Origin of the sequence: Actinomycetospora cinnamomea, assembly GCF_003096675.1 — a bacterium.
Taxonomy (GTDB): Bacteria; Actinomycetota; Actinomycetes; order Mycobacteriales; family Pseudonocardiaceae; genus Actinomycetospora; species Actinomycetospora cinnamomea.
On sequence record NZ_QEKW01000007.1, the window covers coordinates 236,616 to 261,478 of the forward strand.

24 protein-coding genes are annotated in these 24,863 nt (G+C 73.9%); 12 read left to right on the plus strand and 12 right to left on the minus strand.

Annotated features, from left to right (window positions below):
• The first annotated feature begins 63 nt into the window (after positions 1–63).
• A complete protein-coding gene (gene tenA, locus C8D89_RS15685; protein ID WP_116709128.1) occupies positions 64–726 on the plus strand; it encodes a thiaminase II in 663 nt (220 codons plus the stop codon).
• 4 nt (positions 727–730) lie between these two features.
• Here the strand turns inward: tenA and C8D89_RS15690 are convergent, their stop codons facing one another.
• Both C8D89_RS15690 and C8D89_RS15695 read right to left on the minus strand, forming a co-directional pair.
• Positions 731–1,066, minus strand: coding sequence for a DUF4177 domain-containing protein (locus tag C8D89_RS15690; RefSeq protein ID WP_116709037.1), 336 nt, complete (start codon positions 1,064–1,066; stop codon positions 731–733).
• Between the two features lie 26 nt (positions 1,067–1,092).
• Positions 1,093–1,464, minus strand: coding sequence for a hypothetical protein (locus C8D89_RS15695; RefSeq protein WP_133251924.1), 372 nt, complete (start codon positions 1,462–1,464; stop codon positions 1,093–1,095).
• A 124-nt stretch (positions 1,465–1,588) separates the two neighbouring features.
• On the opposite strand from C8D89_RS15695, the gene C8D89_RS30290 reads away from it, so the two are divergent.
• The 3 genes from C8D89_RS30290 to C8D89_RS15705 all read left to right on the plus strand — a co-directional run bounded on the left by C8D89_RS30290 (position 1,589) and on the right by C8D89_RS15705 (position 3,897).
• Positions 1,589–1,825: a hypothetical protein gene (locus tag C8D89_RS30290; protein WP_243418133.1), complete on the plus strand. Its 237-nt coding sequence runs from the start codon at positions 1,589–1,591 to the stop codon at positions 1,823–1,825.
• 16 nt (positions 1,826–1,841) lie between these two features.
• Entirely contained in the window at positions 1,842–2,399 is a 558-nt protein-coding gene (locus C8D89_RS30295; protein WP_243418134.1) for a GNAT family N-acetyltransferase, read from the plus strand.
• A gap of 61 nt (positions 2,400–2,460) precedes the next feature.
• Positions 2,461–3,897: a glucose-6-phosphate dehydrogenase gene (locus C8D89_RS15705; protein ID WP_116709040.1), complete on the plus strand. Its 1,437-nt coding sequence runs from the start codon at positions 2,461–2,463 to the stop codon at positions 3,895–3,897.
• A gap of 54 nt (positions 3,898–3,951) precedes the next feature.
• Here the strand turns inward: C8D89_RS15705 and C8D89_RS15710 are convergent, their stop codons facing one another.
• From C8D89_RS15710 to C8D89_RS15725, 4 genes are all read right to left on the minus strand, one after another.
• Positions 3,952–6,339, minus strand: a complete 2,388-nt coding sequence (locus tag C8D89_RS15710) for a xanthine dehydrogenase family protein molybdopterin-binding subunit (protein ID WP_116709041.1) — start codon at positions 6,337–6,339, stop codon at positions 3,952–3,954.
• The gene (locus C8D89_RS15715) at positions 6,336–7,256 is read right to left on the minus strand and encodes an HTD2 family dehydratase (RefSeq protein WP_116709042.1); all 921 of its coding nucleotides are present in this window, start codon (positions 7,254–7,256) and stop codon (positions 6,336–6,338) included. Before C8D89_RS15715 ends, C8D89_RS15710 begins: the two co-directional genes overlap by 4 nt.
• A gap of 155 nt (positions 7,257–7,411) precedes the next feature.
• Positions 7,412–9,454: an NAD(+) synthase gene (locus tag C8D89_RS15720; protein ID WP_116709043.1), complete on the minus strand. Its 2,043-nt coding sequence runs from the start codon at positions 9,452–9,454 to the stop codon at positions 7,412–7,414.
• Positions 9,455–9,511: 57 nt separating this feature from the next.
• Positions 9,512–9,799 carry a PspC domain-containing protein gene (locus C8D89_RS15725; protein ID WP_116709044.1) on the minus strand — a complete coding sequence of 96 codons (288 nt, stop codon included), beginning with the start codon at positions 9,797–9,799 and terminating at the stop codon, positions 9,512–9,514.
• 182 nt (positions 9,800–9,981) lie between these two features.
• Here C8D89_RS15725 and C8D89_RS15730 point away from each other — a divergent pair, with 182 nt between their 5' ends.
• Positions 9,982–10,440 carry a hypothetical protein gene (locus tag C8D89_RS15730; protein ID WP_116709045.1) on the plus strand — a complete coding sequence of 153 codons (459 nt, stop codon included), beginning with the start codon at positions 9,982–9,984 and terminating at the stop codon, positions 10,438–10,440.
• A gap of 146 nt (positions 10,441–10,586) precedes the next feature.
• Positions 10,587–10,919, plus strand: a complete 333-nt coding sequence (locus C8D89_RS15735) for a hypothetical protein (protein WP_116709046.1) — start codon at positions 10,587–10,589, stop codon at positions 10,917–10,919.
• Between the two features lie 471 nt (positions 10,920–11,390).
• On the opposite strand, the gene C8D89_RS15740 is transcribed toward C8D89_RS15735, so the two are convergent.
• A complete protein-coding gene (locus C8D89_RS15740; protein ID WP_116709047.1) occupies positions 11,391–12,902 on the minus strand; it encodes a serine/threonine-protein kinase in 1,512 nt (503 codons plus the stop codon).
• 270 nt (positions 12,903–13,172) lie between these two features.
• Between C8D89_RS15740 and C8D89_RS15745 the strand changes: the two genes are divergently transcribed.
• Positions 13,173–14,369: a fatty acid desaturase family protein gene (locus tag C8D89_RS15745; RefSeq protein WP_116709048.1), complete on the plus strand. Its 1,197-nt coding sequence runs from the start codon at positions 13,173–13,175 to the stop codon at positions 14,367–14,369.
• Positions 14,370–14,420: 51 nt separating this feature from the next.
• On the opposite strand, the gene C8D89_RS15750 is transcribed toward C8D89_RS15745, so the two are convergent.
• The 3 genes from C8D89_RS15750 to C8D89_RS15760 all read right to left on the minus strand — a co-directional run bounded on the left by C8D89_RS15750 (position 14,421) and on the right by C8D89_RS15760 (position 16,990).
• On the minus strand, positions 14,421–15,458 hold the full coding sequence (locus C8D89_RS15750; protein ID WP_116709049.1) for an NAD-dependent formate dehydrogenase: 1,038 nt from the start codon (positions 15,456–15,458) through the stop codon (positions 14,421–14,423).
• A 44-nt stretch (positions 15,459–15,502) separates the two neighbouring features.
• Entirely contained in the window at positions 15,503–16,360 is an 858-nt protein-coding gene (locus C8D89_RS15755) for an SDR family oxidoreductase (protein WP_116709050.1), read from the minus strand.
• Between the two features lie 117 nt (positions 16,361–16,477).
• Complete coding sequence (locus tag C8D89_RS15760; RefSeq protein WP_116709051.1) at positions 16,478–16,990, minus strand: hypothetical protein; 513 nt, start codon at positions 16,988–16,990, stop codon at positions 16,478–16,480.
• A gap of 198 nt (positions 16,991–17,188) precedes the next feature.
• Here C8D89_RS15760 and C8D89_RS15765 point away from each other — a divergent pair, with 198 nt between their 5' ends.
• From C8D89_RS15765 to C8D89_RS15785, 5 genes are all read left to right on the plus strand, one after another.
• A complete protein-coding gene (locus C8D89_RS15765) occupies positions 17,189–19,129 on the plus strand; it encodes a molybdopterin oxidoreductase family protein (protein ID WP_116709129.1) in 1,941 nt (646 codons plus the stop codon).
• A gap of 3 nt (positions 19,130–19,132) precedes the next feature.
• Positions 19,133–21,064 (plus strand): NAD(P)H-dependent oxidoreductase subunit E, encoded by a 1,932-nt coding sequence (locus tag C8D89_RS15770; RefSeq protein WP_116709052.1) that lies wholly within the window; start codon positions 19,133–19,135, stop codon positions 21,062–21,064.
• Positions 21,061–22,227, plus strand: a complete 1,167-nt coding sequence (locus C8D89_RS15775; protein ID WP_243418135.1) for a 2Fe-2S iron-sulfur cluster-binding protein — start codon at positions 21,061–21,063, stop codon at positions 22,225–22,227. The genes C8D89_RS15770 and C8D89_RS15775 overlap by 4 nt, the downstream gene beginning before the upstream one ends.
• A gap of 166 nt (positions 22,228–22,393) precedes the next feature.
• The gene (locus tag C8D89_RS15780; protein WP_116709053.1) at positions 22,394–22,633 is read left to right on the plus strand and encodes a hypothetical protein; all 240 of its coding nucleotides are present in this window, start codon (positions 22,394–22,396) and stop codon (positions 22,631–22,633) included.
• Positions 22,634–22,697: 64 nt separating this feature from the next.
• Complete coding sequence (locus C8D89_RS15785; protein ID WP_116709054.1) at positions 22,698–23,159, plus strand: hypothetical protein; 462 nt, start codon at positions 22,698–22,700, stop codon at positions 23,157–23,159.
• A gap of 10 nt (positions 23,160–23,169) precedes the next feature.
• Here C8D89_RS15785 and C8D89_RS15790 read toward each other — a convergent pair whose 3' ends face one another.
• Together C8D89_RS15790 and C8D89_RS15795 are read right to left on the minus strand one after the other, a co-directional pair.
• The gene (locus C8D89_RS15790) at positions 23,170–23,817 is read right to left on the minus strand and encodes a hypothetical protein (protein ID WP_116709055.1); all 648 of its coding nucleotides are present in this window, start codon (positions 23,815–23,817) and stop codon (positions 23,170–23,172) included.
• Between the two features lie 76 nt (positions 23,818–23,893).
• Positions 23,894–24,862 (minus strand): ferritin-like domain-containing protein, encoded by a 969-nt coding sequence (locus tag C8D89_RS15795; protein ID WP_116709056.1) that lies wholly within the window; start codon positions 24,860–24,862, stop codon positions 23,894–23,896.
• Between the last annotated feature and the right edge of the window lies 1 nt (position 24,863).

Genomic DNA, 24,863 nt, shown 5'->3' on the forward strand with positions numbered 1-24,863 from the left:
TGTGACGACGTCGACCCCGCACGCCGCCATGATCGCAGGCGGTCGCGTGACAGGGTGGTCGCCGTGGGTTTCAGCGACGAACTCTGGACCTCGGGCGCCGGGGTGTACGAACGGGTCCGCGAGCACCCCTTCCTCACCGGGCTGGCCGACGGGACGCTCCCCCACGCGGCGTTCCGGCACTTCGTCGTGCAGGACGCCCACTACCTACGCGGGTTCGCGCGGGCGCTCGCCCTCCTGGGGGCCCGCGCGCCCGGCGAGGCCGACACGGTGATGTTCGCCCAGCACGCCGCCGGCGCGATCGCGGCCGAGCAGGACATGCACGCCGAGCTCGCCGACGCGCTCGGACTCACCGCCGAGCAGGCGGCCGCCGAGCCGGTGGCCCCCACGACGACGGCCTACACGAGCTATCTCCTCGCCACGTGCCACGGCGGGTCGTTCGCCGAGGGCCTGGGCGCCGTGCTGCCGTGCTACTGGATCTACGCGCGCGTCGGCGAGGCGCTGCTCGAGGGGTCGTCCCCCGACCCGCTCTACGCCCGTTGGATCGCGATGTACGGCGGCGAGGAGTTCCAGGCCGTCGTCGACGCCGTGCTGGCGCTGACCGACCGCCTCGGGCCGGCCCTCGGCGACGCCGAGCGCGAGCGCGTCCGCGAGCACTACGTGACGACCTGCCGCTACGAGTGGATGTTCTGGGACGCCGCGTGGCGCCAGGAGACCTGGCCGGTCTGAGCCGTCACCCCGCGGGTCGCCGCAGCACGAACCGCGTCTCGACGACGTGGGGGGCCGTGCCGACTCCGAGCCCCGGCGCACTCGGGACCAGCGCGTTCTGCGGGCCGGCGAACGCGACGACCTCCCAGCCCTGCTTCCCGAGGCGGTTGAGCTGCTCGGCGTACACGCGGGCCCAGGCCACCCGGTAGGGCCGGTACTCCTCGAGGATCAGCTCGCCCGAGGGCCCGATCGCGTAGATCTGCCACTCGGCGCTGTCGCCCCGCTCGCCCGCCGCGGCGTCGCCGTCGTCGAGCCCCACCGCGGAGATCTCCAGCGTCGCGTACTCCCAGCAGGCGTCCACCGGCCGACCCTAACCGCGCCCTCGGCTCAGGACGCGCGCCGACCGCGGCGCCCACGCGGCGCGCCCTCGAGGGCGGCGGCGCGCGCGGTCTCGGTGGCCCGGACGGTGGCCCGCGCCGCGCGGGCCGTCCGCGCCCGTCGCAGCGCCGACGTCCGTCCCGCCGCCGGTCCCCCGCGGACGCGCTCCGGTGCCGTACCCAGCGTGGTGATCGTGCGCCCCGACCCCGCGGGCGGCGTGGGGCCCGGGTCGGTCAGCAGGACGCCGGCCATCTTGACCAGGAGACCGCCGACGATGAGGGCCGGGCCGAGGACGAGCGCGCCGGGCACCCCGAGCGCGAGCACCGCGATACCGGCGGCGAGGAGGAGCAGGCCCCCGAACAACAGGAGAGCAGACCGCACCCCGCCACGCTACGTGGTACTCGAACGCTCAGCAGGGGGCCGATCGGGGCAACGCACCCGCGCCGGCGGCGATGACGATCGCACGACGGGGTCGTAGGCTGGCGCGAACCGTCTGGGAGGACACATGGAGTTCGCGGTCCGCTACGTCAACGGCCCCCTGCAGGGCCAGGGCGCCATCACGGTGCCCGACGACGCCGGGGAGGAGCCCCCGCTGCTCCAGCGGATCCCGCTGCCGAGCCAGGAGCACGGGCTGCGGCGCACGGTGTCGGACAGCGTCGGCGCGCAGCAGCACGTCATCTACGAGCGGACGAACTACAACGAGGCCGGCGAGTGGGAGTTCACGCTGGTCCGCATCGAGTAGGGCAGGATCGCCCACCGTGTCCACCGAGCGCACCGGCACCGGCCCCGAGACCGAGACCCCGGGCGTGCTGCGTCCAGCCGTCGCCGACGACGCCGGGCGGGTCGCCGCGATCTTCGCGGGCTACGTCCTGCACTCGATCGCCACGTTCGTCGAGGACCCGCCGCCGGACGACGTCTGGCGCGAGCGCATCGCCGACGCCGGGCGGGGGCGGCCGTTCCTCGTGGCCGAGGTCGACGGCCAGGTCGAGGGCTTCGCCTACGTGGCGCGGTTCCGCCCGCACGCCGCCTACCGCTACACGGTCGAGGACTCGATCTACATCGCGCCGGAGGCCGCCGGGCGCGGGCTGGGCTCACGCCTGCTCGCGGGCCTCCTCGAGGCGCTGCGCGGCACCGAGGTCCGCCAGGTCGTGGCGGTGATCGCCATGCTCGCGGGCGCCCGGCACGACACCCCCTCGACGGTGCTGCACCGCCGGCTGGGGTTCGTCGAGGTCGGGCGCATGCCGTCGGTGGGCTACAAGACCGGCCAGTGGGCGGACACCGTGCTCATGCAGGCCGACCTGCGCCCGGACGGCTGAGCCGGGGCGCCCGCGGGCCGCACCCGGTGTCGGGCGCCCGCGACCGGGATACGGTCTCCTCGTGGCGGCATCCCAGGCACCCGAGGCACCCGAGGCCCCCGACCCCATCGTCTTCGTCCTGTTCGGGGCGACCGGCGACCTGGCCCGGCGCCTGGTCCTGCCGTCGTTCTTCCGCCTCGCACTGGAGGGCCTGCTGCCGGCGGAGTGGCGCCTGATCGGCAGCGGACGTCGCCGCAAGACCGACGACGAGTTCCGCGACGACGTGCACGCCGCGCTCGAGGAGTTCGGCTCGACGAGGCCGGCCGACGGGCCGTGGCACGCGTTCTCCGCGCGGCTGCGCTTCGCCGGCGGCGGCTTCACCGCCGACGACCCGGGCGACCTCCTCGACCGCATCGGCGAGGCCCGCGACGAGATCGGCGCGGACGCGCGCCTCGTGCACTACCTCGGCCTGCCGCCGCAGACGTTCGCCGACTACACGCGGGCCATCGGGGCGCACGGCGTCGCCGAGGGCGCCCGCGTGGTGTACGAGAAGCCGTTCGGGACGTCACTGGAGGGCTTCCGGGCCCTCGACGAGGTCGTGCACGACGTGCTCGACGAGTCCCAGGTCTTCCGCATCGACCACTTCCTGGGCAAGGAGGCGACGCAGGAGCTGCGGGCGCTGCGCTTCGCCAACGGGCTGTTCGGCAGCTCCTGGGACCGCCACCACGTCGCCGCGGTGCAGATCGACGTGCCCGAGACCCTCGACGTCCGTGACCGCGCCCAGTTCTACGACAGCACCGGCGCCGCGCTCGACATGCTCGTGACCCACCTCTTCCAGGTGGCCGCCGAGGTGGCGATGGAGCCGCCGGCGTCGCTGGACGCCGACGACGTCTCCGAGGCCCGCGCCGAGGCGGTGCGCGCCTTCCGCCCGCTGACGCGCGACGAGGTGGTCCGGGGGCAGTTCGACGGCTACCGCGACATCCCCGACGTCGCCGCCGACTCCACCACGGAGACGTTCGTGGCCGCCCGTCTCTGGATCGACAGCGAGCGCTGGCGCGGCGTGCCGTTCCTCCTGCGCACGGGTAAGCGGATGGCCGCGAGCCACCAGAAGGTCAACCTGGTGTTCCGTGACCCGGAGGACTGCCCGCTGCCCGAGGGCGGGCTGCCGCACCGCGGCAACGTGCTGTGCTTCGACCTCGCGGGCGACGGCGCGCTGGCGCTGTCGATGAACGTCAAGACCCCCGGCGCCACGATGGAGCTGGGCACCGCGTGGACCCAGATCCCGCTGGACAGCCTCTCCGGCGGCGACCCGCTGCCGCCGTACACGCGGTTGATCCACGACGTGCTGCTCGGCGACCGGGCCCTGTTCACCCGCCCCGACGGGCTCGAGGACGTGTGGATCGCGGCCGCCGACGTGCTCGACGACCATCGGCAGCCGGAGCCCTACGAGCCCGGCAGCTGGGGACCGAAGGACGCCCAGCGCCTGGCCGAGCCCGTCGGCTGGGTGCTCCCCGGCTGACCCCACGTGCGTGATCTTCCGAGCTATAGCTCAGAAGATCACGCACGTGGGTCGTCAGTGCTGCGACGCCGGCTCGCCCGCGTACTCGGGGCCGGCGGCCTGGCGCTCGGCGGGGTCCTCCGCCGTCTGGTCCTGGGACGCGCCCTGGATCGCGCGCCACACGGCCTCGGGGGTCAACGGCATGTCGATGTGCCGCACGCCCAGGTGCGACAGGGCGTCGACGACGGCGTTGTGCACCGCCGGCGTCGAGCCGATCGTCCCCGACTCCCCGATGCCCTTCGCGCCGATCGGGTTGAGGTGGGTCGGGGTCTCGGTGTTCGACACCTCGAACGAGCACAGGTCGGCCGCCGACGGGATGACGTAGGACGCGAGGTTGCCCGAGGTCGGGTTGCCGTCCTCGTCGTAAGTCACCCGCTCGTAGAGCGCCTGCGCGATGCCCTGCGCGATGCCCCCGTGTTGCTGGCCGGCGACGAGCATCGGGTTGAGGATGCGCCCCGCGTCGTCGACGGCGACGTGGCGACGCTGGCGCACCATGCCGGTGTCGGTGTCCACCTCGACGACGGCGATGTGCGAGCCGAACGGGAAGCTCGACTGGCCCTGCTTGAAGTCGAGCTCCTCGAGCAGCGGGCCCTTCGCCCCGTCCTCGGAGCCCGTCCCGTCCTCGGCCGCGGTGGCCACCTGCGCCCAGGTGATCTCCCGGTCGGCGATGCCGCGCACCCCGAAGCCGCCGTCCGTCTGCTCGATGTCCTCGACCGCGGCCTCGAGCAGGTGCGCGGCGATCTCGCGGGCCCGCCCGACCAGCTGCTCCGAGGCGTTGTGGATCGCGCTGCCGCCGGTCTGCAGCGAGCGCGAGCCCAGCGTCCCCGCCCCGCTGCGCACCAGCGCGGTGTCGGACTGGACGACCTTGACCTTCTCCATCGGCACCCCGAGCACCCCGGCGGCGAGCTGCGCGTACGCGGTCTCGTGGCCCTGCCCGTGGGCGCTCGTGCCGGCCATGACGGTGAAGGTGCCGTCGGGGTGGGCCTGCGCCGAGCCGTACTCGCCGTCCAGGCCGAGCGGCGCGGTGACCTCGACGTACGACGCGACGCCGATGCCGAGCACGGTCGGCCCGCCCGCGGCGCGGCGGCGCTCCTGCTCGGCGCGGAGGTCGTCGTAGCCCGCGGCCCGCTTCACCGCCTCCAGCGCCTTCTCGTGCTCGGCGTTGTCGTACTCGGCGCCGGTGAGGCTGGTCATCGGGAACGCGTCGGGCTGCAGGAAGTTCTTCCGCCGCATCTCGAGCGGGTCGACGCCGATCTCGTCGGCGGCCATGTCGATGATCCGCTCGAGGAGCTGCGTGGCCTCGGGGCGCCCGGCGCCGCGGTAGGCGCCCGTCGTCGTGGTGTTGGTGGTGACCGTCCTCCACGAGAAGTCGATGGCGGGGATGTCGTAGACGCCCTGGGCCATCAGCTGCGTGAGGCTCGGCAGGATCGTGCCGACGGCCGGGTACGCGCCGCCGTCGCCGGTGACCGACGCGCGCAGCCCGACGATGCGCCCGTCGCGCTTGACGCCGAGCTCCACGTGCTGCACCTGGGCGCGGCCGTGGACCATCGAGAGCATGTTCTCCGAGCGGGTCTCGGTCCAGCGCACGGGGCGGCCCAGCACCATCGCCGCGCGGGCCGCGATCGAGTACTCCGGGTACGCGGTGGCCTTGGGGCCGAACCCGCCGCCGACCCGGGGGGCGATGACGCGGACCTGCTCGGCGTCCAGCCCCAGATCCGACGCCAGGGCGTCGCGCGCCCCGTGCGGGGTCTGTACCGAGAGCCAGAGGGTGACGCCGTCCTCGGGCTCACCGGGCACGGCGACGCAGGCGTTGGGCTCCATCGGCACGCCGGCGAGGCGCTGGTTGTGGAAGGTGCCGGACACGACGACGTCGGCGGTGTCGAAGATGCCCTCGACCTCGCCGGTCCCGGCACCGGCGACCACGTTCGACCCGTGCTCGGAGAAGACCACCGGGGCGTCCTCGGCGAGCGCCTCCTCGATGCCGACGACCGCGGGCAGCGGCTCGATGTCGGGGAACACCGCCTCCGCGGCGTCGAGCGCCTGCCCGGCGGTCTCGGCGACCACCGCGGCGACGATGTCGCCGACGAAGCGCACGCGCCCGCGCGCCAGCGGCGGGCGCGACATCGCCTCGGGGACGACGCCGGGCAGGCCGGGACGGTCGGCGATCTCGAGGTCGCCGTCGGTGTAGACGCCGACCACGCCCGGCTTCGCGCGGGCCTCCTCCACGTCGACGCTGTTCAGCGTCCCGTGGGCGATGGGGGAACGCACGAAGACGACGTGGTACGCGCCCTCGATCGGCAGGTCGCCGGTGTAGCGCTCCGCGCCGGTGATGAGCCCCTGGTCCTCGGTGCGCTTCACCGAGTGACCGAAGATCGAGCCGGACCTGGGCGGGGTGATGGTCATCGCCGGTGCTCCTGGGTGTCGAGAGTGATGGTGGCGGTGATCGAGGGAGGTGCTCCGGGGACACCGCCCGCGACCCGGAGGGCGGTGCCGCCGTCGGCCGTGCCGTCGGAGGGGGCGGGGTCCGGGAGGTGGTCGGCGCGGACCGTCGCCCCCGCGAACGCCGGCCGCGCGAGGCGGTAGTCGCACCGGGCGAGGCCCCGGCCGGCGCGGTGTCGGCGGGGCACCTCGGCCAGCATGAGCGCGAGCAGCGGTCCGTGCACGACGAGACCCGGGTAGCCCTCCACGGCCGTCGCGTACGGCGCGTCGTAGTGGATCCGGTGCGGGTTGTGGGTCAGCGCGCTGAAGCGGAACAGCAGCGTCTCCGACGGGAACAGCTCGACGGCCTCGGGGCTCGGGTCCGGCGCCGGGCCGGGCTCCTCGTCCGGGACCGTCCCCCGCGCCGTGCCCGGCGGCTGCGCGCGGTAGACGACGTCCTGCTCCTCGACGACGAGCACCTCGTCACCGGTGCCGTCCCGATCGAACTCGTGGCGCAGGGTCACCAGCAGCATGGCCCCGCTGCGGCCGTGCTTGACCTCGCGGCGGACCAGCGAGGACGTCTTCCGCAGCGTCTCCCCCACCCGCATCGGGCGGTGCACCGCGAGGCGCCCGCCGGCGACCATGCGACGCCGGTGCGGGATCGGCGGGAGGAACGTGCCGGCGGCGGGGTGGCCGTCGTCGCCGAGCTCGTCCTGGCGGGGGTGGTCGAGGAAGCCGAACCAGTGCCAGAAGGGCGGCAGCTCCTCGCCCTCGGCGGCGACGGGTGGCAGGTCGAGCAGGCTCGAGAACGCGGCGACGGCCCAGGCCGTCGTCGCACCCGTCGTCGACTCCGGCGCCGGCGACCAGTCGGCCGCCACCGCCGCGAGATCGACCTCGCCCACGCGTCCTCCTCGTCGCCCCTGTCGGCGACGACAGAAGATCAGATGCGCACGGCCGCGTCGAGTCCGGTTCCGGTGTGCGGGAGCGCTGGACGCGCGGCCGCGTGCCCGACGACGATCCCGCCCGTGGCACCGACGTCTTCCGGCGCGCTCAGCGCTCAGGACTCGGGGACGTGGTCGTCGATCTCCTGCAGCCAGATCGTCGCCGAGGAGTCCGACGGGGCCCGCCAGTCGCCGCGCGGCGAGAGCGACCCGCCGGCCACGACCTTCGGCCCGTTGGGCTGGGCCGAGCGCTTGAACTGCGCGAACCCGAAGAACCGCTGCGCGAACACCTGCAGCCAACGCCGGATCTCGCCGAGGTCGTAGGCCCGCCGGTCGGCCTCGGGGTAGCCCGGCGGCCACACGCCGGCGTCGAGCTCCCGCCACGCGTGCCAGGACAGGAACGCGATCCGCGAGGGCCGGAACCCGTGGCGCAGCACCCAGTAGAGGGTGAAGTCCTGCAGGTCGTACGGCCCGATCTGCTGCTCGCTCGACTGGATCTCCTCGTCGGAGTCCGCGGGGACGAGCTCGGGACTGATCTCGGTGTCGAGCACGTCCTGCAGCACCGTGGCGACGTCGTCGTCGAACTGCTCGGAGCTGATCACCCAGCGGATGAGGTGCTGGACCAGCGTCTTCGGCACCCCGCTGTTCACCGTGTAGTGCGACATCTGGTCGCCGACGCCGTAGGTCGACCACCCCAGCGCCGCCTCGGACAGGTCGCCGGTGCCCACCACGATGCCCCCGCGCTGGTTGGCCGCCCGGAACAGGTAGTCGGTGCGCAGGCCGGCCTGGACGTTCTCGAACGTCACGTCGTACTGCGGCTCGCCCTGGGAGAACGGGTGCCCGAGCTCGCGGAGCATGATCCGCGCGGTCTCGGTGATGTCGATCGTCTCGAACGTGCAGCCCAGGGCCTCGGCCAGGCGCTGGGCGTTGGACTTCGTGCGTTCGCCCGTCGCGAAGCCGGGCAGGGTGAAGGCGAGGATGTCCGAGCGCGGGCGCCCGGCGCGGTCCATCGCCCGCGCCGCGACGATCAGCGCGTGGGTGGAGTCCAGCCCGCCCGAGACGCCGATGACGACCTTGGCGTCGCCGATCGCCCGCAGCCGCTGGAGCAGGCCCGCGACCTGGATGTTGTAGGCCTCGTAGCAGTCCTGCTCGAGGCGGGCGGGATCGGCGGGCACGAACGGGAAGCGCTCGACGTCGCGGCGGAAGCCGATGTCGCCGGTCGGCGGGTCGAGGGTGAAGTCGACGGTGCGGAACGCCGGATCCCACGTGCGCCGGTTGTCGTCGAACGTGCCCATGCGCAGGCGTTCGGAACGGATCAGGCGCAGGTCGACGTCGGCGACGGCGTGCTGCTCGCCGGCCGGGAAGCGCTCCGTCTCGGCGAGCAGCCGCCCGTTCTCGTGGATGCTGGTCTGCCCGTCCCACGAGACCTCGGTGGTCGACTCGCCGTCGCCGGCGGCGGCGTAGACGTAGGCCGCCGAGCAGCGCGCCGACGCCGACTGCGCCAGCAGCTGGCGGTCGTCGGCGCGACCCACCGTGATCGGGCTGCCCGAGATGTTGGCCAGCACCGTGGCCCCGGCCAGCGCCGCCTCGGCGCTCGGCGGGATCGGGACGAACATGTCCTCGCACACCTCGACGTGCAGGACGAACCCGTCGAGGTCGGCGGCCGCGAAGAGGAGGTCGGAGCCGAACGGCACGTCCTCGCCGAGCAGGGCGATCGTCCCGCCCTCCCCCGCGCCCGACGCCATCTGTCGGGGTTCGTAGAACTCGCGGTAGTTCGGCATGTACGTCTTGGGCACCACGCCGAGGATCCGACCGCGGTGCACGACGACCGCGCAGTTGTACACGCGGTGGCGGTGGCGCAGGGGCGCGCCGAGCACCAGCACCGGGGTCAGCTCGGCCGACGCGGCGACGACGTCGTCCAGGGCGGCGACAACGGTGTCGAGGAGCGTGTCCTGCAGCAGCAGGTCCTCGATCGAGTAGCCCGACAGCGTCAGCTCGGGGAACACCGCGAGGCCGACGCCGTCGTCGTGGCACTGCCGCGCCACCGCGAGCAGCGACGCGGCGTTGGCCGCCGGCTCGACGATCGTCGTGCGCAGCGTCGCGGCGGCGACCCGCACGAATCCCTGGTGGTAGACCGAGGTGAAGGGCGGGTGGGGCACGTGACCTCCTGACGGGACGGCGCGGGCGAGCCTAGATCGCCCGCCCGCGCCGGACCGTCAGGCCGTACTCGTCGGGTCGGTCGGCGTCGGCCCCGACGGCGGGGCCGTCGGCGCGACCTCCGCACCCTCCTCCGGCACCAGCGCCCAGGCGGCCAGGTAGGCGATCAGACCCACCAGGTGCCCGAAGACGGCCAGCAGTACCGCGAGGACACGCACGAGGTTCGGATCGAGGCCCGTCCGGGCGGCGATGCCGCCGCAGACACCGGCGATCCACCGGTCGGAGCGGCTGCGGCGGAAGCCGAGGACGGGGCCGGACGGGGTGGGAGTGGTCTCCGGAGTGGTCATGGCCCCGAGCGTGCCGTCGCCGGGGACGCCCGACCTCGGGGTCGATCCCCGGTCTCACCCCGATCCGCGGCCCCGACCTTCTCGGGGGCGATCCGCGCGCGCACCCGACGGCCGCTCCCGCGGTTCGTCCGCGGGCGGCGGGGCACCCCGGGAATCCCCGTCCCCGAAGCCGCGGGAGCGTCGTGTCCGTCTCCTCCTGCCCGCCCGCTCCCCGCCGGCTGGCCGTCGTACCCCCGCCTGCCCACGACCGTTCCGGCGACGCCGTCGCGCGGTCGGCCGACCTGGGCGCGGACGGCGCCCGCCCGCTACCGGCCTCGCTCGCGCAGGCGGTGGTCGAGGAGATCGTCGAGGCCGCGGTGACCATCGGCGAGGACGTCGAGGAGATCGTCGAGGAGGCCGTCGGCGAGGTCCTCGCGGCGGGTGGGCGCTCGCTGCGCGCCCTGCGCGAGGCGGCGCGCCGTGTCGACGAGGGCCACCCGCTGGACGCGGCCGGCGACGCCCTGGCGGCCCTGCGCGGCGAGGTCGTCCGGACCGCGGGCGCGGTCGCCGGCACCTCCGCGACGGCCGGGCGGCACGCCGTCGGACGGGCCGCCGTCGCGGTGAGCCGGGTGGCCACGGCCCTGCTCCGTCCCCTCGGGTAGCCGTCCCTCACCCCGGCGCGCGTGCACGAGGTCGACGCGAGGCGCGTGGCCGTTCCCACAACGACCCGGGGTGGGACCACCGCCGTTCGGCGGGATACTGGTCGGTAACCACGTGGTCCGACGGACCGCCGGGAGGTGACCGACCGATGACCGCACCCACCACCACGCCCGCCGAGCCCTGGCTGCTCGCCCACGCCACCGCGTGCGCCGAGGCCGTGGCCACCGCGCTGGACCTGCTCGACGACGACGACGTCGAGACGGTTCCGGAAGGCGCCGGGAGCGGATTCGCGCTGCTGGTGCACGCCGACCCGCCCCGTCGCGTCCGGGCGCTGCGCTGGTCGCCCGACGGCGGGTGGGAGGCCACGGCGGACACGGCCCGCCGGCAGTCGCCACGCTGGGCGGCGCTGCCCGTCCCGGCCGACGCGGACCCGCTCGCACTGTGCGAGGTGCTGAGCGAGGTGCTGCGCGCGGCGTCGTGAGCGACGTCCCGGGCCGATGCCGGTGCGGGCCCCTCGTCCGCACCGGCGGCCCTGCTGACGGAACGTACCGGGCGGTCGCCCGGCCCGGAAGATCGCGTCGCGAGGGCCGCAGGTACGCACAAAGACGTACAGCGCGGCGCCGTCGGGGAGTCCTAGCCTTCGGGGCGGGACCTCCACCGTCGGACGCACGGGAGGGCACGATGCGAGGCCGCTCGCAGGACCACCTGATCCATGAACCCCGCATCCGGCGGGTCGCCCGCCGGCCGGCGGCAGACGCAGCGCCGAGCTCGACCGACCGGACCCCGTCACCGGCCGTTCCGGCGCCGCGACGGGACGAGCCGCCGTTCCCGCGGGTGCCGGCGCCGCGCACCCCCGCCCGGGAGGAGCGCCTCGAACGGTCCCGTCATGAGGGGCGCCATCACGAGGAGCGTCGTCACGAGGAGCGCCGGGGAGCCTGACCGGCCCGTCGGATCAGCCGTCGCGGCCGCCGCCCCGGCCGCGGCCCCGGCCCTCGTTGCCGTTCCCGTTGCCGTTCCCGTTGCCGCGCTCGGCGCGCGCCTGGTCACGCCAGCGCTCCCACCAGCGTTCCCAGGACGCCGCGGCCCTCCGCGAGGCCTCGCGCTGGCGCTCCGCGCGGGACTCCGACGACCTCGACGACGCCGCCTCCTCCATCGGGGTCGAGGTCACGGTGGTGCGCGACGTGGTGCTCGGTGTCGCCGAGGGCGCGGCCGGGATGACCGGCGGCGCGGCCACCGGGACGGGCGTGGCGGCCAGGGGCACGCCGGCCTCGGGCGCGGCCACCGGGACCGGGTCGGCCGTGTCGGAGCGCGCGGCGACCGCCCCGGCGACACCTGCGGCACCGAGCACGCCGACGAGCCCGGCCCCGACCGCGACCGCCCGCCGTCCGGGTCGGCGCCGGGTCGTCCCCGACGGGGCGGGCGAGGTGACCGGACGGGTCCGGGTCGGACGCGCCGGCACGGGGAGGGCGATCGGGCCGGTGGGGGCGGCATGATCCGCCCCGTCCACCTCGTCGTCAGCCCCGTCGTCCGCCCCCGCGCGGGAGGGGTCCTCGGGGTCGTGCCCCGTGCCCGGCAGGGCCGTCGCGGCGAGCTCCTGGGCCGAGACGTCCTCGCCGGCCAGCAGCCGGGCCGCCACCGCGGCGAGGGGTCGGCGCGCCGGGTCGTGGTCGAGGAGCATCCGCACCACCGGCGTGAGGTCGCCGGCCCGCCGCGTCGGCTGGACGAGGCCGGTGGCGACGCGCGAGAGCACCTCGAGGGCGTTGCCACCCTCACCGGCCGGCGGCCGGCCCTCCAGCGCGGTGTACAGCGTCGCGCCGAGCGAGAACACGTCGGCGGCGGCGGTGGCGGTGCCGCCGCGGGCGAGCTCGGGTGCCATGTAGTGCGGTGTCCCGGCGACGAGCTGGTCGGACGTCCCCGGGTCGGTGTCGACGACCGCGATGCCGAAGTCGGTGACCGTCACGACGTCGCCGGCACCGATCATGATGTTGGCGGGCTTCACGTCCCGGTGCACGATGCCCCGGTCGTGCATGGCCGCGAGACCCTCGGCGATCTGCGTGCCGATGGCCGCGACCCGCGCGGGCGGCAGCGGCCCCTCGTGGTCGAGCAGATCGGCCAGGGACGGCGCCGCGACGTACTCCATGACGAGGCAGATCTCGCCGTCGAGCTCGATCATGTCGAAGATCGCGGCCAACCGCGGGTGGTGCAGGCGGGCGGCGACACGACCCTCCCGGTGCGCCCGCTCGCGCACCTGGCGCGCGCGGGCGGGGTCGAGGGCGCGGCCCCCGTGCAGACGCTTGATCGCGACGTCCCGATCGAGGAGCTCGTCGTGGGCCCGCCACACCGCGCCCGACCCGCCCCGGCCGACGGGCGCGAGCAGGAGGTAGCGCCCCGCCACCCGGCGTCCCGGCTCGATGGTGGCCCGTCCGTCCCCGAGGGCGCTCGGCACCGAGGTCGGTGTCGACATGCCCCTCCTCCCCACTCGCCGTGGTCGTCGCGCTCTGCTCCGTGACGGCGTATCGGCGGCCGTGACCAATCCGTTACCCGGACCTCACGGCATCCTGGCTGATTCCCCCGACGGAGCGACGCCCGGCCCGCCCTCGCCGGCCGTGACCGCCACCACGTCACCCGCCGTGCCCAGCGACACAGCGCTCCCAGCAGCCGGCGTGCGTTCCGATCGGTACCGTCGGTACCGCGTACTTCAGGTACTCGATTCCACCCGGAGGGACCCGCCGACATGGCCATCTCGGACATCAAGGAGTTCACGCACCTGAGCGAGGCCGACGTCGCCGCCATCGGGCGTGAGTTCGACGCGATCCGCCGTGACGTCGAGGCGTCGCGCGGCGAGGAGGACGCCGCGTACATCAAGGGCGTCATCGCCCTCCAGCGCCGGCTCGAGATCGGCGGACGCGTGGCGCTGGTGGGCAGCGTCCTGCCCCCGCTGTGGCTCGCCGGCACCGCCGCGTTGGCCGCCTCCAAGATCCTCGAGAACATGGAGATCGGCCACAACGTCATGCACGGCCAGTGGGACTGGATGCACGACCCGGAGATCCACTCGTCGACCTGGGAGTGGGACAACGTCTGCCCGGCCGAGCAGTGGAAGCACTCCCACAACTACCTGCACCACACGTACACGAACGTGATCGGCAAGGACAAGGACGTCGGGTACGAGATCCTCCGCGTCCGCTCCGACCAGCCGTGGCACCCCCACTACCTGGGCCAGCCGCTCTACAACGCGCTGCTGATGGTCCTGTTCCAGTGGGGCGTCGCGCTGCACGACCTCGACATCGAGGGAGCGGCGAAGATGGACGCCGACCCCGAGGAGATGAAGGCCAAGCTGCGCCAGATCGGGCGCAAGGCCGGCAGGCAGGCGCTCAAGGACTACGTGTTCTTCCCGGCCCTGTCCGGCCCGTTCTTCCCGGCGACGATCGCGGCCAACGCGACCGCGAACCTCGTCCGCAACGTGTGGTCCTACGCGATCATCTTCTGCGGGCACTTCCCCGACGGCGCCGAGGTGTTCACGGAGGAGGAGCTCGAGGGCGAGACGCAGGGCGAGTGGTACCTGCGCCAGCTGCTGGGCTCGGCGAACTTCACCGGCGGCAAGCTCATGCACCTCATGAGCGGCAACCTCGGCTACCAGATCGAGCACCACCTCTTCCCCGACCTGCCGTCCAACCGGTACCCGGAGATCGCGGAGCGGGTGAGGGACATCTGCGCCCGCTGGGACCTGCCCTACACGACCGGCCCGTTCCCGAGGCAGTTCTGGCAGTCGACGCGGTCGATCTGGAAGCTCTCGCTGCCGGTGGCGGGCGAGCTGAGGCGTTTCGTGGACCGGCTGACCGGGCGGGAGAAGCCGGCCCCGCAGCCCGGGGCCGATGCCCCGACCCCGCGGATGACCGGGGAGCCGCGCGTGCCGGAGCCGGTCGCGGCGTGACCCCACGTGCGTGATCTTCTGAGCTATAGCTCAGAAGATCACGCACGTACGTCAGGAGTCCGGCGAGACCATCACGAAGTCGTCGGGCAGGGGACGACCGTCGACATGGGCCTCGAGCATCTCCCGCACGCCCTCGGCGATGCGGTCCTGGGCCTCCCGGGTCATGCCCGAGCAGTGGATCGTCATCGCCTCGGAACCCTCGGGCAGCGAGCGCCACGGGTGGTCGGCCGGCGCGGGCTGGGGGTACCAGGTGTCGCCGGCGTAGCCCGCCAGGTGACCGGACTCGATCGCCTCGACCAGCGCGTCCCGGTCGACGATCGCGCCGCGGGCGGTGTTGACCAGCCACGAGCCCGGCTTCATCGCCTGCAGGCGTTCGGGTCCGAACAGCGCCTGGCTGCCCTCCATGAGCGGCAGGGCCAGGCAGATGACGTCCGACTCGCGCACGAGGGTGTCGAGCCGCGCGTAGCGCACGCCGAGCGTCTCCTCCTCGGCGGGCGAGCGGCGGTGGTTGGCGTAGTAGAGCGTCCGCACGTCGAAGCCCTTGAGCCGCAGCGCGGTGCGGGCGCCGATCGCGCCGAGCCCGACGATGCCGACGGTCTTGCCCTCGAGGTCGTGCGACGGCGCCGACACCCCGGCGACGTCCCACCCCCTGTCGGCGTGCTCCCCCGTCATGCGCGCGTTCGCGTGGGCCGGGACGAAGTTGCGGACCAGCGCGAGGATCTGCAGGACGTTGTGCTCGGCGACGCTGACGACGTTGCTGCCGGTGACCTCGGCGACGGTGATGCCGTGCTGCCGCGCGGTCTCGGGGTCGGTGTGGTCGGAGCCCACGCCGGCGGTGATCACCAGCTTGAGGTTCGACGCCTTCGACACCCTGTCCTCCTCGAGGTAGACGGGCCAGAAGGGCGTCGTGATCAGCACCTCGGCGTCGCCGAGCTCGCGGTCGAGACCCTCACCGGTGTCGGTGGTGGTGACCAGCTCGTGGCCGCGCTCGGACAGGAACTCCTGCAGGCCGAGGGCCTGGTCGGCGCTCGCCGGGACGTCACCGTCCACGGCGTCGGACGGCGGGTAGGACACGTAGACCACCTTCATGGAATCGGCTACCCCGCAGCCCGCGCCGCGGACACGGATGTGACTCAGCCGGGCAGGGTCTCGCCTCCGGTCGGGGCCAGCACCTCGCCGCTGTAGTACGACGAGAGCTGGTTCGCCGCGAAGAACACGTACGACGGCGCGATCTCGTCGGGCGAGGCGGCCCGGCCGATCGGGGCCTGCGCGCCGAAGGAGTCGACCTTCTCCTCGGGCATGGTCGCGGGGATCAGCGGGGTCCACACCGGGCCCGGCGCCACGCAGTTGACCCGGATGCCGCGCGGCAGCAGCTGCTGGGCCAGCGACATGGTCAGCGCGTGGACGGCCCCCTTGGCCGCCGAGTAGTCGAGCAGCGACTTGTTGCCGCGCAGCCCGTTCACCGAGCCGGTGTTGATGATCGCGGCGCCGTCGGGCAGGTGCGGCAGCGCGTCCTTGGTGACCCAGAAGAAGCTGGACACGTTGGTGGCGAACGTGCGGTCCCACTGCTCGTCGGAGAGCTCCTCGGGGCCGCCCACCGGCGTCTGCACCGCCGCGTTGTTGACGACGATGTCCAGCCCGCCGAGCTCGTCGACGACCCGCTCGACCATCCGCCGGCAGTGATCGCGGTCGGCGATGTCGCCGGGCACCCTGACGCAGCGCCGGCCCTTGGCCTCGACGAGCGACTGGGTGTGGGTGGCGTCCCCGTCCTCCCGGCTCTCGGAGAGGTAGCTGAGCGCGACGTCGGCGCCCTCCTCGGCGAAGGCGATCGCCACGGCGCGCCCGATGCCGGAGTCACCACCGGTGATCAGCGCCTTGCGGCCGGCCAGGAGGTCGCGCCCGGCGTAGCCGCGCATCTCGTCGTTCGGCTCGGGGTCCATCGCCCCGGTGCTGCCGGGATAGGTCTGCTCCTGCGGAGGTGGCTGCGTCATGGTGCACGGTCTTGCCGACCCCCGGCCGCGGGCAAACCGCCGTCTGCGCTGAGCGCCCGTGTGCGTGCTCGTCCGTGCCGGGGCACGGACGAGCACGCACGAGCGCGCACGAGCGCGTCAGCGCAACGCGGCGATCCGGTCGAGGATCGTCTTGCGGTTCTTGGTGCGGCGCTCGTAGGCGTCGACCTTGCCGAGGTCGGTCGCGGACATCCCGTCGAGCTTCGCGACGACGTCCTCGACGCGCAGCGAGTCGTAGTCCGCGATCGGGAGGTCGTCCTCGACCGACACCGCGCCCTTGGCCTCGCCCTCGGCGGTGGCTGCCCCCGGCACGCGGCGGGCCTGCTGGGCCGCGGCGCCCGCCGCCCCGCCGATGCCCGTGCCGAGGCGCTGGAGCAGCGCGGGGAAGGACTCCGCCAGCTCGCGGGTGAACTCGGCCTGGGCGCGCGCGAACGCCTGCACCCATTCGGCCGTACGGTTGCCCGCCGCCTCCTCGGCCTCGGCGACGTTCTCGAGCAGCTGCCGGTAGGCCCGCAGCGACTCCTCCCCGCCCTGCCGGGCCCTGCTCACGATGCGCTCGTTGAGGTCCCGGACCTGCTCCACCACCGATTCGACCGTCGGATTGCCCGCCATCGCTCCTCCTCGTCCTCGTGCGCCGATGCACGTCGGGTGCTCGTCCCTTCCCGGACGAACACACCCCCAAACAGGTGAGCGACGACTGCTCCGCACGGTTGTGCGCGATCGATGTCGTTCCACTTGTGTGACGCCGGTCGCAACGACACCTACGATGGTGAGCGGAGCAACGACGACGCCGATCACGAGGTCGACACCATGCGCAAGCCCCGCCACGTCCGGCTGACCGAGCCCCTGGTCCGCGAGCACGGCGTGCTCCGGCCGGCGAGCTGGGACGAGGCACTCGACCGCGCCGCGGAGGGCCTGCGCGGCGTCCCCGCCGACGCGTTCGGCATGTTCAGCTGCTCGAAGGCCACCAACGAGATGAACTACGCCGCGGAGAAGTTCACGCGGGTGGTGATGGGCAGCAACAACGTCGACAGCTGCAACCGCACTTGACACGCTCCCAGCGTCGTCGGTCTGACGACGGTGTTCGGTGCCGGCGGCGGCACCTCCGCCTACGTCGAGGCGGAACACGCCGACCTGCTCGTCCTCTGGGGCTCCAACGCGCGTGAGACCCATCCGATCTTCTTCCACCACGTGCTGCAGGGGCTCCGCAACGGCGCGCGCATGTACTCGGTCGACCCGCGCCACACCTCCACCGCGCGGTGGGCGGACGCCTGGTTGGGCCTCGACGTGGGCACCGACATCGCGCTGGCCAACGCGATCGGGCGGGAGATCATCCACGCGGGCCTGGTGAACCGGGCGTTCGTCGAGCGCGCCACCACCGGGTTCGACGACTACGCCGCGACCGTCGAGCCCTACACGCTCGAACGGGCCGAGGAGATCACCGGTGTGCCGGCCGCCACGATCCGCGAGCTCGCGCACGCCTACGCCCGCGCCGACCGCGCACAGATCTGCTGGACGCTCGGGATCACCGAGCACCACAACGCGGCCGACTACGTGTTCGCGCTGATCAACCTGGCCCTGCTCACCGGGCACGTCGGCCGTTACGGCTCGGGGCTGGTGCCGCTGCGCGGGCAGAACAACGTGCAGGGCGGCGGCGACATGGGTGCGATCCCGGCCAAGCTGCCCGGCGGCTACGACGTCGGCGACGAGGAGGCCCGCGCCCGGTACGCCGCGGTGTGGGGCAGCGACGACTACCCGCGCGAGCCCGGCATGCACCTGTCGCAGATGTTCGAGGCGATGGAGCGCGGGGAGATGCGGGCGCTGTACTGCATCGGCGAGAACCCCGCCGAGTCCGAGGCCAACGCCGCCCACGCCCGCCACCTGCTCGAGGGCCTGGACACGCTGATCGTGCAGGACATCTTCCGCACGGCGACCGCCGAGCTCGCCGACGTGGTGTTCCCGGCGACGGCCGACTGGTGCGAGTACGAGGGCACGGTCACCAACTCCGAGCGGCGGGTGCAGCGCGTCCGCAAGGCGATCGAGCCGCCCGGGCAGGCGCGCCCGGACACCCACATCATCTGCGCGCTCGCGACACGACTCGGCCACGACTGGGGCGAGCCCACCGCGGAGGAGGTGTGGGACGAGCTGCGGTCGGTGTCGCTGAACTGGCACGCCGGCATGAGCTACGCCCGCCTCGACGCCCTCGGCGGCATCCAGTGGCCGTGCCCGTCGGAGGACCACCCGGGCACGCCGCTGATGCACGCGCGCCTGTGGGCCGACGACCCCGCCGAGCGGGGCCGCCCGGCGCCGTTCACGCCGGTCGAGCACGTCGCGCCCGTCGACGCGCTCGACGACGAGTTCCCGATCCGGCTCACCACGGTCCGGCTGCTCGACGCGTACAACTCGGGCGTGCAGTCGGGCGGCTACTCGTCCCCGCTGCGCGTGCCCGAGTCGCTGCGCATCGACGCAGGAGACGCCGCGCGGCTCGGGATCGCGAACGGCGAGCGGGTGCGGGTCGTGTCGCGCCGCGGGGCCGTCGAGGCGCCCGTGGGGATCGACCCGTCGCTGCGCCCGGGGCTCGCGTCGTTCACCCCGCACTTCACCGAGGAGGTCGACGTCAACGTGCTCACCAACGACGCCTGGGACCCGAAATCGGGCACCTCGGAGTTCAAGGCGACGGCGATCCGGGTGGAGAAACTCGCTCCCGTCAGCAGCCCGATGCCCAGCCCGATGCCCGTCGCGGGGGCCTGACGCGTGGATCTGCACCTCTCCGGCGCGCAGCCCACCGACCTCGAGCGCGAGACGATCGACGCGGCGTTCGCGCGCGCGGTCCCGCCACCGGGCACCAACGGCGACCGACCGATGCGCTCGCACCACGCCGGCCACGACGCCCGGGCCCGGCGGCACCTGCTGCTGCCGGTGCTCCACGCCGTGTCCGACGCCGTCGGATGGATCTCGCCGGGGGCCCTCGACCACATCGCGGTCACGCTGTCGGTCCCCCCCGCGGAGATCTACGGGGTGGCGACGTTCTACGCGATGTTCGCCGTCGAGCCCCGGGCCCCGCGCGTGGTGCACGTCTGCGACGACGTCGCCTGCGGGCCGAACGGCGGCGAGGAGATCGCCGCGCGTCTGACCGACGAGCTGGGTGAGGAAGGAGCCGGACAGGACGTCTGCTGGGTGCGCAGCCCCTGCCTCGGGCTGTGCGAGCGCGCGCCCGCCGTGCTGCACCAGCGCACCGGCGAGCCCGATCTCAGCCAGGCGCCCGCCGGTCCCGACGACGTGGTCGCGGCGGCGCGTTCGGACGACCCGGCGCTGGCCGACGAGGCCGACGCCGCGTTCGCCGACAGCCGCACCAGCGCCCCGCAGACGCCCGGCGGGCGCATGCCGTCGGGCGGGCCCCTGCGGTTGATGCGCCGCATCGGCGTCGTCGACCCCACGAGCCTCGACGACTACCGCGCCCACGGCGGCTACGCCGCGCTGCGCCGCGCGGTCGACCTCGGTCCGACGCGTGTGATCACCGAGCTCGAGGACTCGTCGCTGACCGGCCGCGGCGGCGCCGCGTTCCCCACCGGCGTGAAGTGGAAGGGCGTCGCCGGTGCGCCCGAGCGCCCGCACTACCTGGTGTGCAACGCCGACGAGTCCGAGCCCGGCACGTTCAAGGACCGGGTGCTCATGGAGGGCGACCCCTTCGCCCTCATCGAGGCGATGACGATCGCCGGGTACGTCACGGGCTCCGAGGTCGGCTACCTCTACCTGCGCGGCGAGTACCCGCTGGCCACCCGCCGGCTGGAGAACGCCATCGCGGCCGCGCGCGCCCGGGGGTTCCTCGGCGCGGACGTCATGGGTGAGGGCTTCACCTTCGACATCGAGCTGCGCCGCGGCGCCGGGGCCTACATCTGCGGCGAGGAGACCGCGATGCTGGAGTCCATCGAGGGATTCCGAGGCGAGCCCCGCAACAAGCCGCCGTTCCCCAGCGTCAAGGGCCTGTTCGGCAAGCCCACCGCGATCAACAACGTCGAGACGCTCTACAACGTGCTCGGCATCCTGGAGGTCGGCGGGCAGGCGTTCGCCGAGGTCGGCGGCGGGCGCTCGACGGGCACCAAGCTGTTCTGCGTCTCCGGCGCGGTCCGCACACCCGGGGTGTACGAGGTCGAGTTCGGAACGACGCTGCGCGAGCTGCTCGACCTCGCCGGCGGGACCCGCGGATCAGGGGAGCACGCCGATAGGCTGCGCACCGTGCTGCTCGGCGGCGCCGCGGGCGGGTTCGTCATGCCGGAGAACCTGGACGTCGCGCTCACCCTCGAGGGCGCGCGCGACATCGGCGCCACCCTCGGGTCGGGGGTGGTGCTCGTGTTCGACACCGACGCCGACCTCACCGGCACGCTGCGGCGGATCGCGGCGTTCTTCCGCGACGAGTCGTGCGGGCAGTGCGTGCCCTGCCGTGTGGGCACGGTGCGCCAGGAGGAGGCGCTCGCCCGGCTCGAACGGGACGCCCCGATCGGGTCGCGGGAGACCGAGATCGCGCTGCTCGACGACCTGGCGCGGGTCATGCGCGACGCCTCGATCTGCGGCCTGGGCCAGACCGCCCCGGCCGCGGTCACCTCCGCCCTCGACCTCGGCCTGCTCGACCGGCCGACCACCACCTCCGTCAACGGCTCCCGCAACGGGAAGGTGCCCACCCCATGACCACCACGGGCAAGGGTCCGGCCGGCCCCGGCGGGGGCTCCACCGCCCCGGCCGACCTGCCGGTCGACGGCGCGAGCGAGGCCGCGGGCAGCACCGCGCTCCACGACGGGCCACCGCCCGGCGAGCGCACCGACGGCGACACCCGCGTGCCCACGGCGGTCGGGCCGACCGTCGTCGACCCCGTCGCGCCCGCCCGCGGGCCCGAGGAGCGGCTCAGCAGCGGGCCGGTGATGCTCGGCCCGATCCGCCGGCGGGTGAGCCTGACCCTCGACGGCCGCGAGGTCCGCGTCCCCGAGGGCGCGACGATCCTCGACGCGCTGCACGACGAGGGCACCCCCGAGCAGGCCGACACCCCGACCATCTGCTGGGCGCCCAACATGGACCCCATCAACGCCTGCCGGGTGTGCGTGGTGGAGGTCGAGGGCTCCCGGGCGCTCGTCCCCTCCTGCGCGCGCCAGTGCGAGGACGGCATGGCGGTGCGCACCGACACCGAGAAGGTCAAGCACAGCCGGCGCATGGTGCTCGAGCTGCTCGCGTCCTCGGTGGACATGGACCGCGCGAGCGCCGACGTCCAGCGCTGGATGGACGAGTACGGGGTCGACGCCCAGCGCTACGGACCGCCCGCTCCCCCGGCCGCGGCGGGCGAGCGCGACCGCCGTCACGCCGGTCACCACCACGCCCCGGACGGGGCCACGGCGGCCACCGTGCACCAGCCGGTCAAGGTCGACAACGACCTCTACGTGCGCGACTACTCCCGCTGCGTGCTCTGCTACAAGTGCGTCAACGCCTGTGGCAGCGACGCCCAGTTCACGTTCGCGATCACCGCGGCGGGGCGGGGCTTCGACGCCCGCATCGCCACCGAGTACGACAACCCGCTGCCCGAGTCCGCGTGCGTCTACTGCGGCAACTGCATCGGGGTGTGTCCCACCGGCGCACTGATCTCCCGACGCGAGTACGAGCTGCGGGAGGCCGGCGACTGGCACCCCGAGGAGCAGACGGTGTCCACCACCGTCTGCTCGTTCTGCGGGGTCGGCTGCAACCTCGAGCTGCACGTCCAGCAGAACGAGATCGTCAACGTCACCAGCCCGGCCGACCACTCGGTGACCCACGGCCACCTCTGCATCAAGGGCCGCTTCGGCTTCCAGCACGTCCAGAACCTCTGACCGCGGCCTGGGCCGGGCGGGTCAGGTGGCCCGGTCGAACGGCCGAACCCGCCCCGCCGTCGGACGCCACCTGGCGTGGCGTCCTTCTCGGGGGCCGTCACGGCTGGTTGGTTGTCCACGACGGGGTGTGTCCACCGCCCGCATCCGACGACGAAGGAGGTCCGCCGTGGCGAAGGCGTCGCAGGACGGGACCGACCGCACCGACCAGGTCCTGCAGGGCCTGCACCAGCTGGTGGAGGCGGGTCGGGTGGCCGAGGTCGAGGCGGTGCTGACCACGCTCATCGAGAGCGAGCCCGCGTCGGACCCGACGGTCGAGGACCGCGAGACCCGGTCCTACGCCGAGGGCATGCGCGACGGCATCGCGCTGGCCCGCCGGATCGGCGAGACCCAGGGCGACCAGGGCTGACCTGCGGGACCCCGCGCCCGGGCGGTCCACCAGGGGGCCGCCACCACCTCACGAGGAGCACACCATGACGGCTGCGGCCGCCACCCCCCAGGTCGACGACCGACCGCCGGCGCCGGCGCTCGGGACCGTCGCCGAGGAGGGAGGTACACCCTCGGCCTCGGAGCGTCTCCGCGCCCTGGTCGTGGTCGCCGTCGACCGCCTGGCCGCGGCGGCCACCGCGAAGGTCGACGAGGTCGCCGACCGCCTGGGCGACGTGGCCGCGGACGCCGCGAAGGGCGCCCTCGGGGGCAGCGGCGCGGGTCTGGGCGTCGGCGCGAACGCCGCGCTGCAGGCCGGGCTGGCCAAGATGCAGGGCCGCAATCCGGTGTGGGCGGGGATCAAGGGCGGGTTCTCGGCGATGAGCCCGGGCACCAGGGTGGCGGTAGGGCTCCTGCTGATCCTGCTCGCGGTGCTCTCGCCGGTCCTGCTGCTGGTGCTGGGGCTGGTCCTGCTGATCGCCGCGATCGTGGGGGCGGTACGGGGCTGAGCCGCGGGGCTCAGGTCCCCTCCGGGGACGACGAACCGCTCGTCGACGCGGCCGACTCCGCGGGCGACTCGCCGTTCGGGCTGTGGGCCCCGTTGGTGCGGTCGGTGACGTCGCCGGCCTGGTCGTGGGAGTGCTGCTCGGGACGGTGGGGCGGGCGGAGTCCTTCGTAGATCGCGGGCTGGATGTCCCAGGTGTTCCAGTACTGGGCGCCGGTCAGGTCGGTGTAGTGCACCGTGACCTGGAAGTCCTCGCCGTCGAGCCCGTTCTCGCGCAGGAACGCCATCTGGTCGTCGAGGTGGTCCCACCAGCAGGTGATGCGTGCGCTCGGCGACAGCGAGGTCAGGCCGATGGAGAACAACGGCAGGCCGGACACCACCACGCCGTCGGAGCTCTCGATCGGGTGGGAGAACGCGAAGCTGATGGACTTCGCCGGACCCTGACCGACGTTCTCGACGGCGAGACTCAGCGCGCGGGTGGCGTGGTCGTACTCGTCGTGGACCGCGACCACCGGCCGGCCGCCGGCGAGGAACTCCTGGCGGACCTCCTGCACCGATTCCCGCGCGGCGCGCAGCTGGAACCAGATGACGACGATGAACGCGCCGTAGAGCAGCGGCGACACCGTCTGCGCGATGGTCGAGACCACCTGGAGCACCTGCACGGGCGAGACCACCTCCGGGAGACACGCGAACGGCCGGGTCCCCGGAAGGGACCCGGCCGAACCACCGAGCGTCCGCTCAGCGGATGCCGGCGACCTCCTGGGCCAGCGCGGCGTGGCGCGTCTGGGCCGCGGAGATGATCCCCGAGCGGTTCTTGTTCGCCTCTTCGTAGACGATGACCTTGTTCAGGTCCTCGACGTCGTCGAGCTGCTTGATCTTCGAGACCGCGTCGTTGACACCGAGCTCGTCGTAGCGCTGGATCGGCAGCTCCGACGGGTGCAGGGCGCCGAGACGGGCCCGGGCCTCGTGCAGGGCCTCGGCGGTGTCGCCGGCGCCCTCGCGGCGGCTGACGCGCTCGGCGCGGTCGAGAGCGGCGTCGCGGCCGGTGGTCACGACCTCGCGGGCGTCGTCACCGAAGCGGGCAGCGCGGTCGGCGGTGTCCGCCACCACCGTGCGGACCTGCTCGCCACCCTGCTGCACGCGGGCGGCCCAGCGGCTGATCTGCTCGCGGGCGAAGTTGACCGGCAGCCGCACGGCGCGGGTGGCGCCGCCGACGACCATCTGGACCGGCGTCGGCTTCAGCGCGGGCGGGCCGCCGAGCGCGTGCTCCGCGAGCACGGTGGTCAGCCACTCGATGGTGGCGGCGTGTGCCTCCTCGAGGCGGTCGGCCAGGCGGCGGACGTCGTCGTCCTTCGCGGCCTCGGCGAGCGCCCGCAGGTAGACGGCGCGGTCACGCAGCTGGTGCTCGAGGGTGAGGTCGCCGAGCAGGGCCTCGTCGACCGGGCCCGCCTGCTCGACGGTGCTCTTCACGACCGCGCCGACGCGCCCGACCAGCGGCGACACGACGTCGGCCACGCCGCCGAGGCGCTGCAGCTCGCGGGTGATCTCCGCGGTGCGCTGCTCGGCGTTCAGGGAATTCTCGACCAGTTCACGGCGCACCGCGTCCGTCCGCGCCTGCGCGACCCGGATGCGGGCGACCTGGACCTCGGTCTGGGTCAGCTGCAGCATCGAGCGGAGCTGGGCGATGAGGTGGGCCTGAGTGCTCACA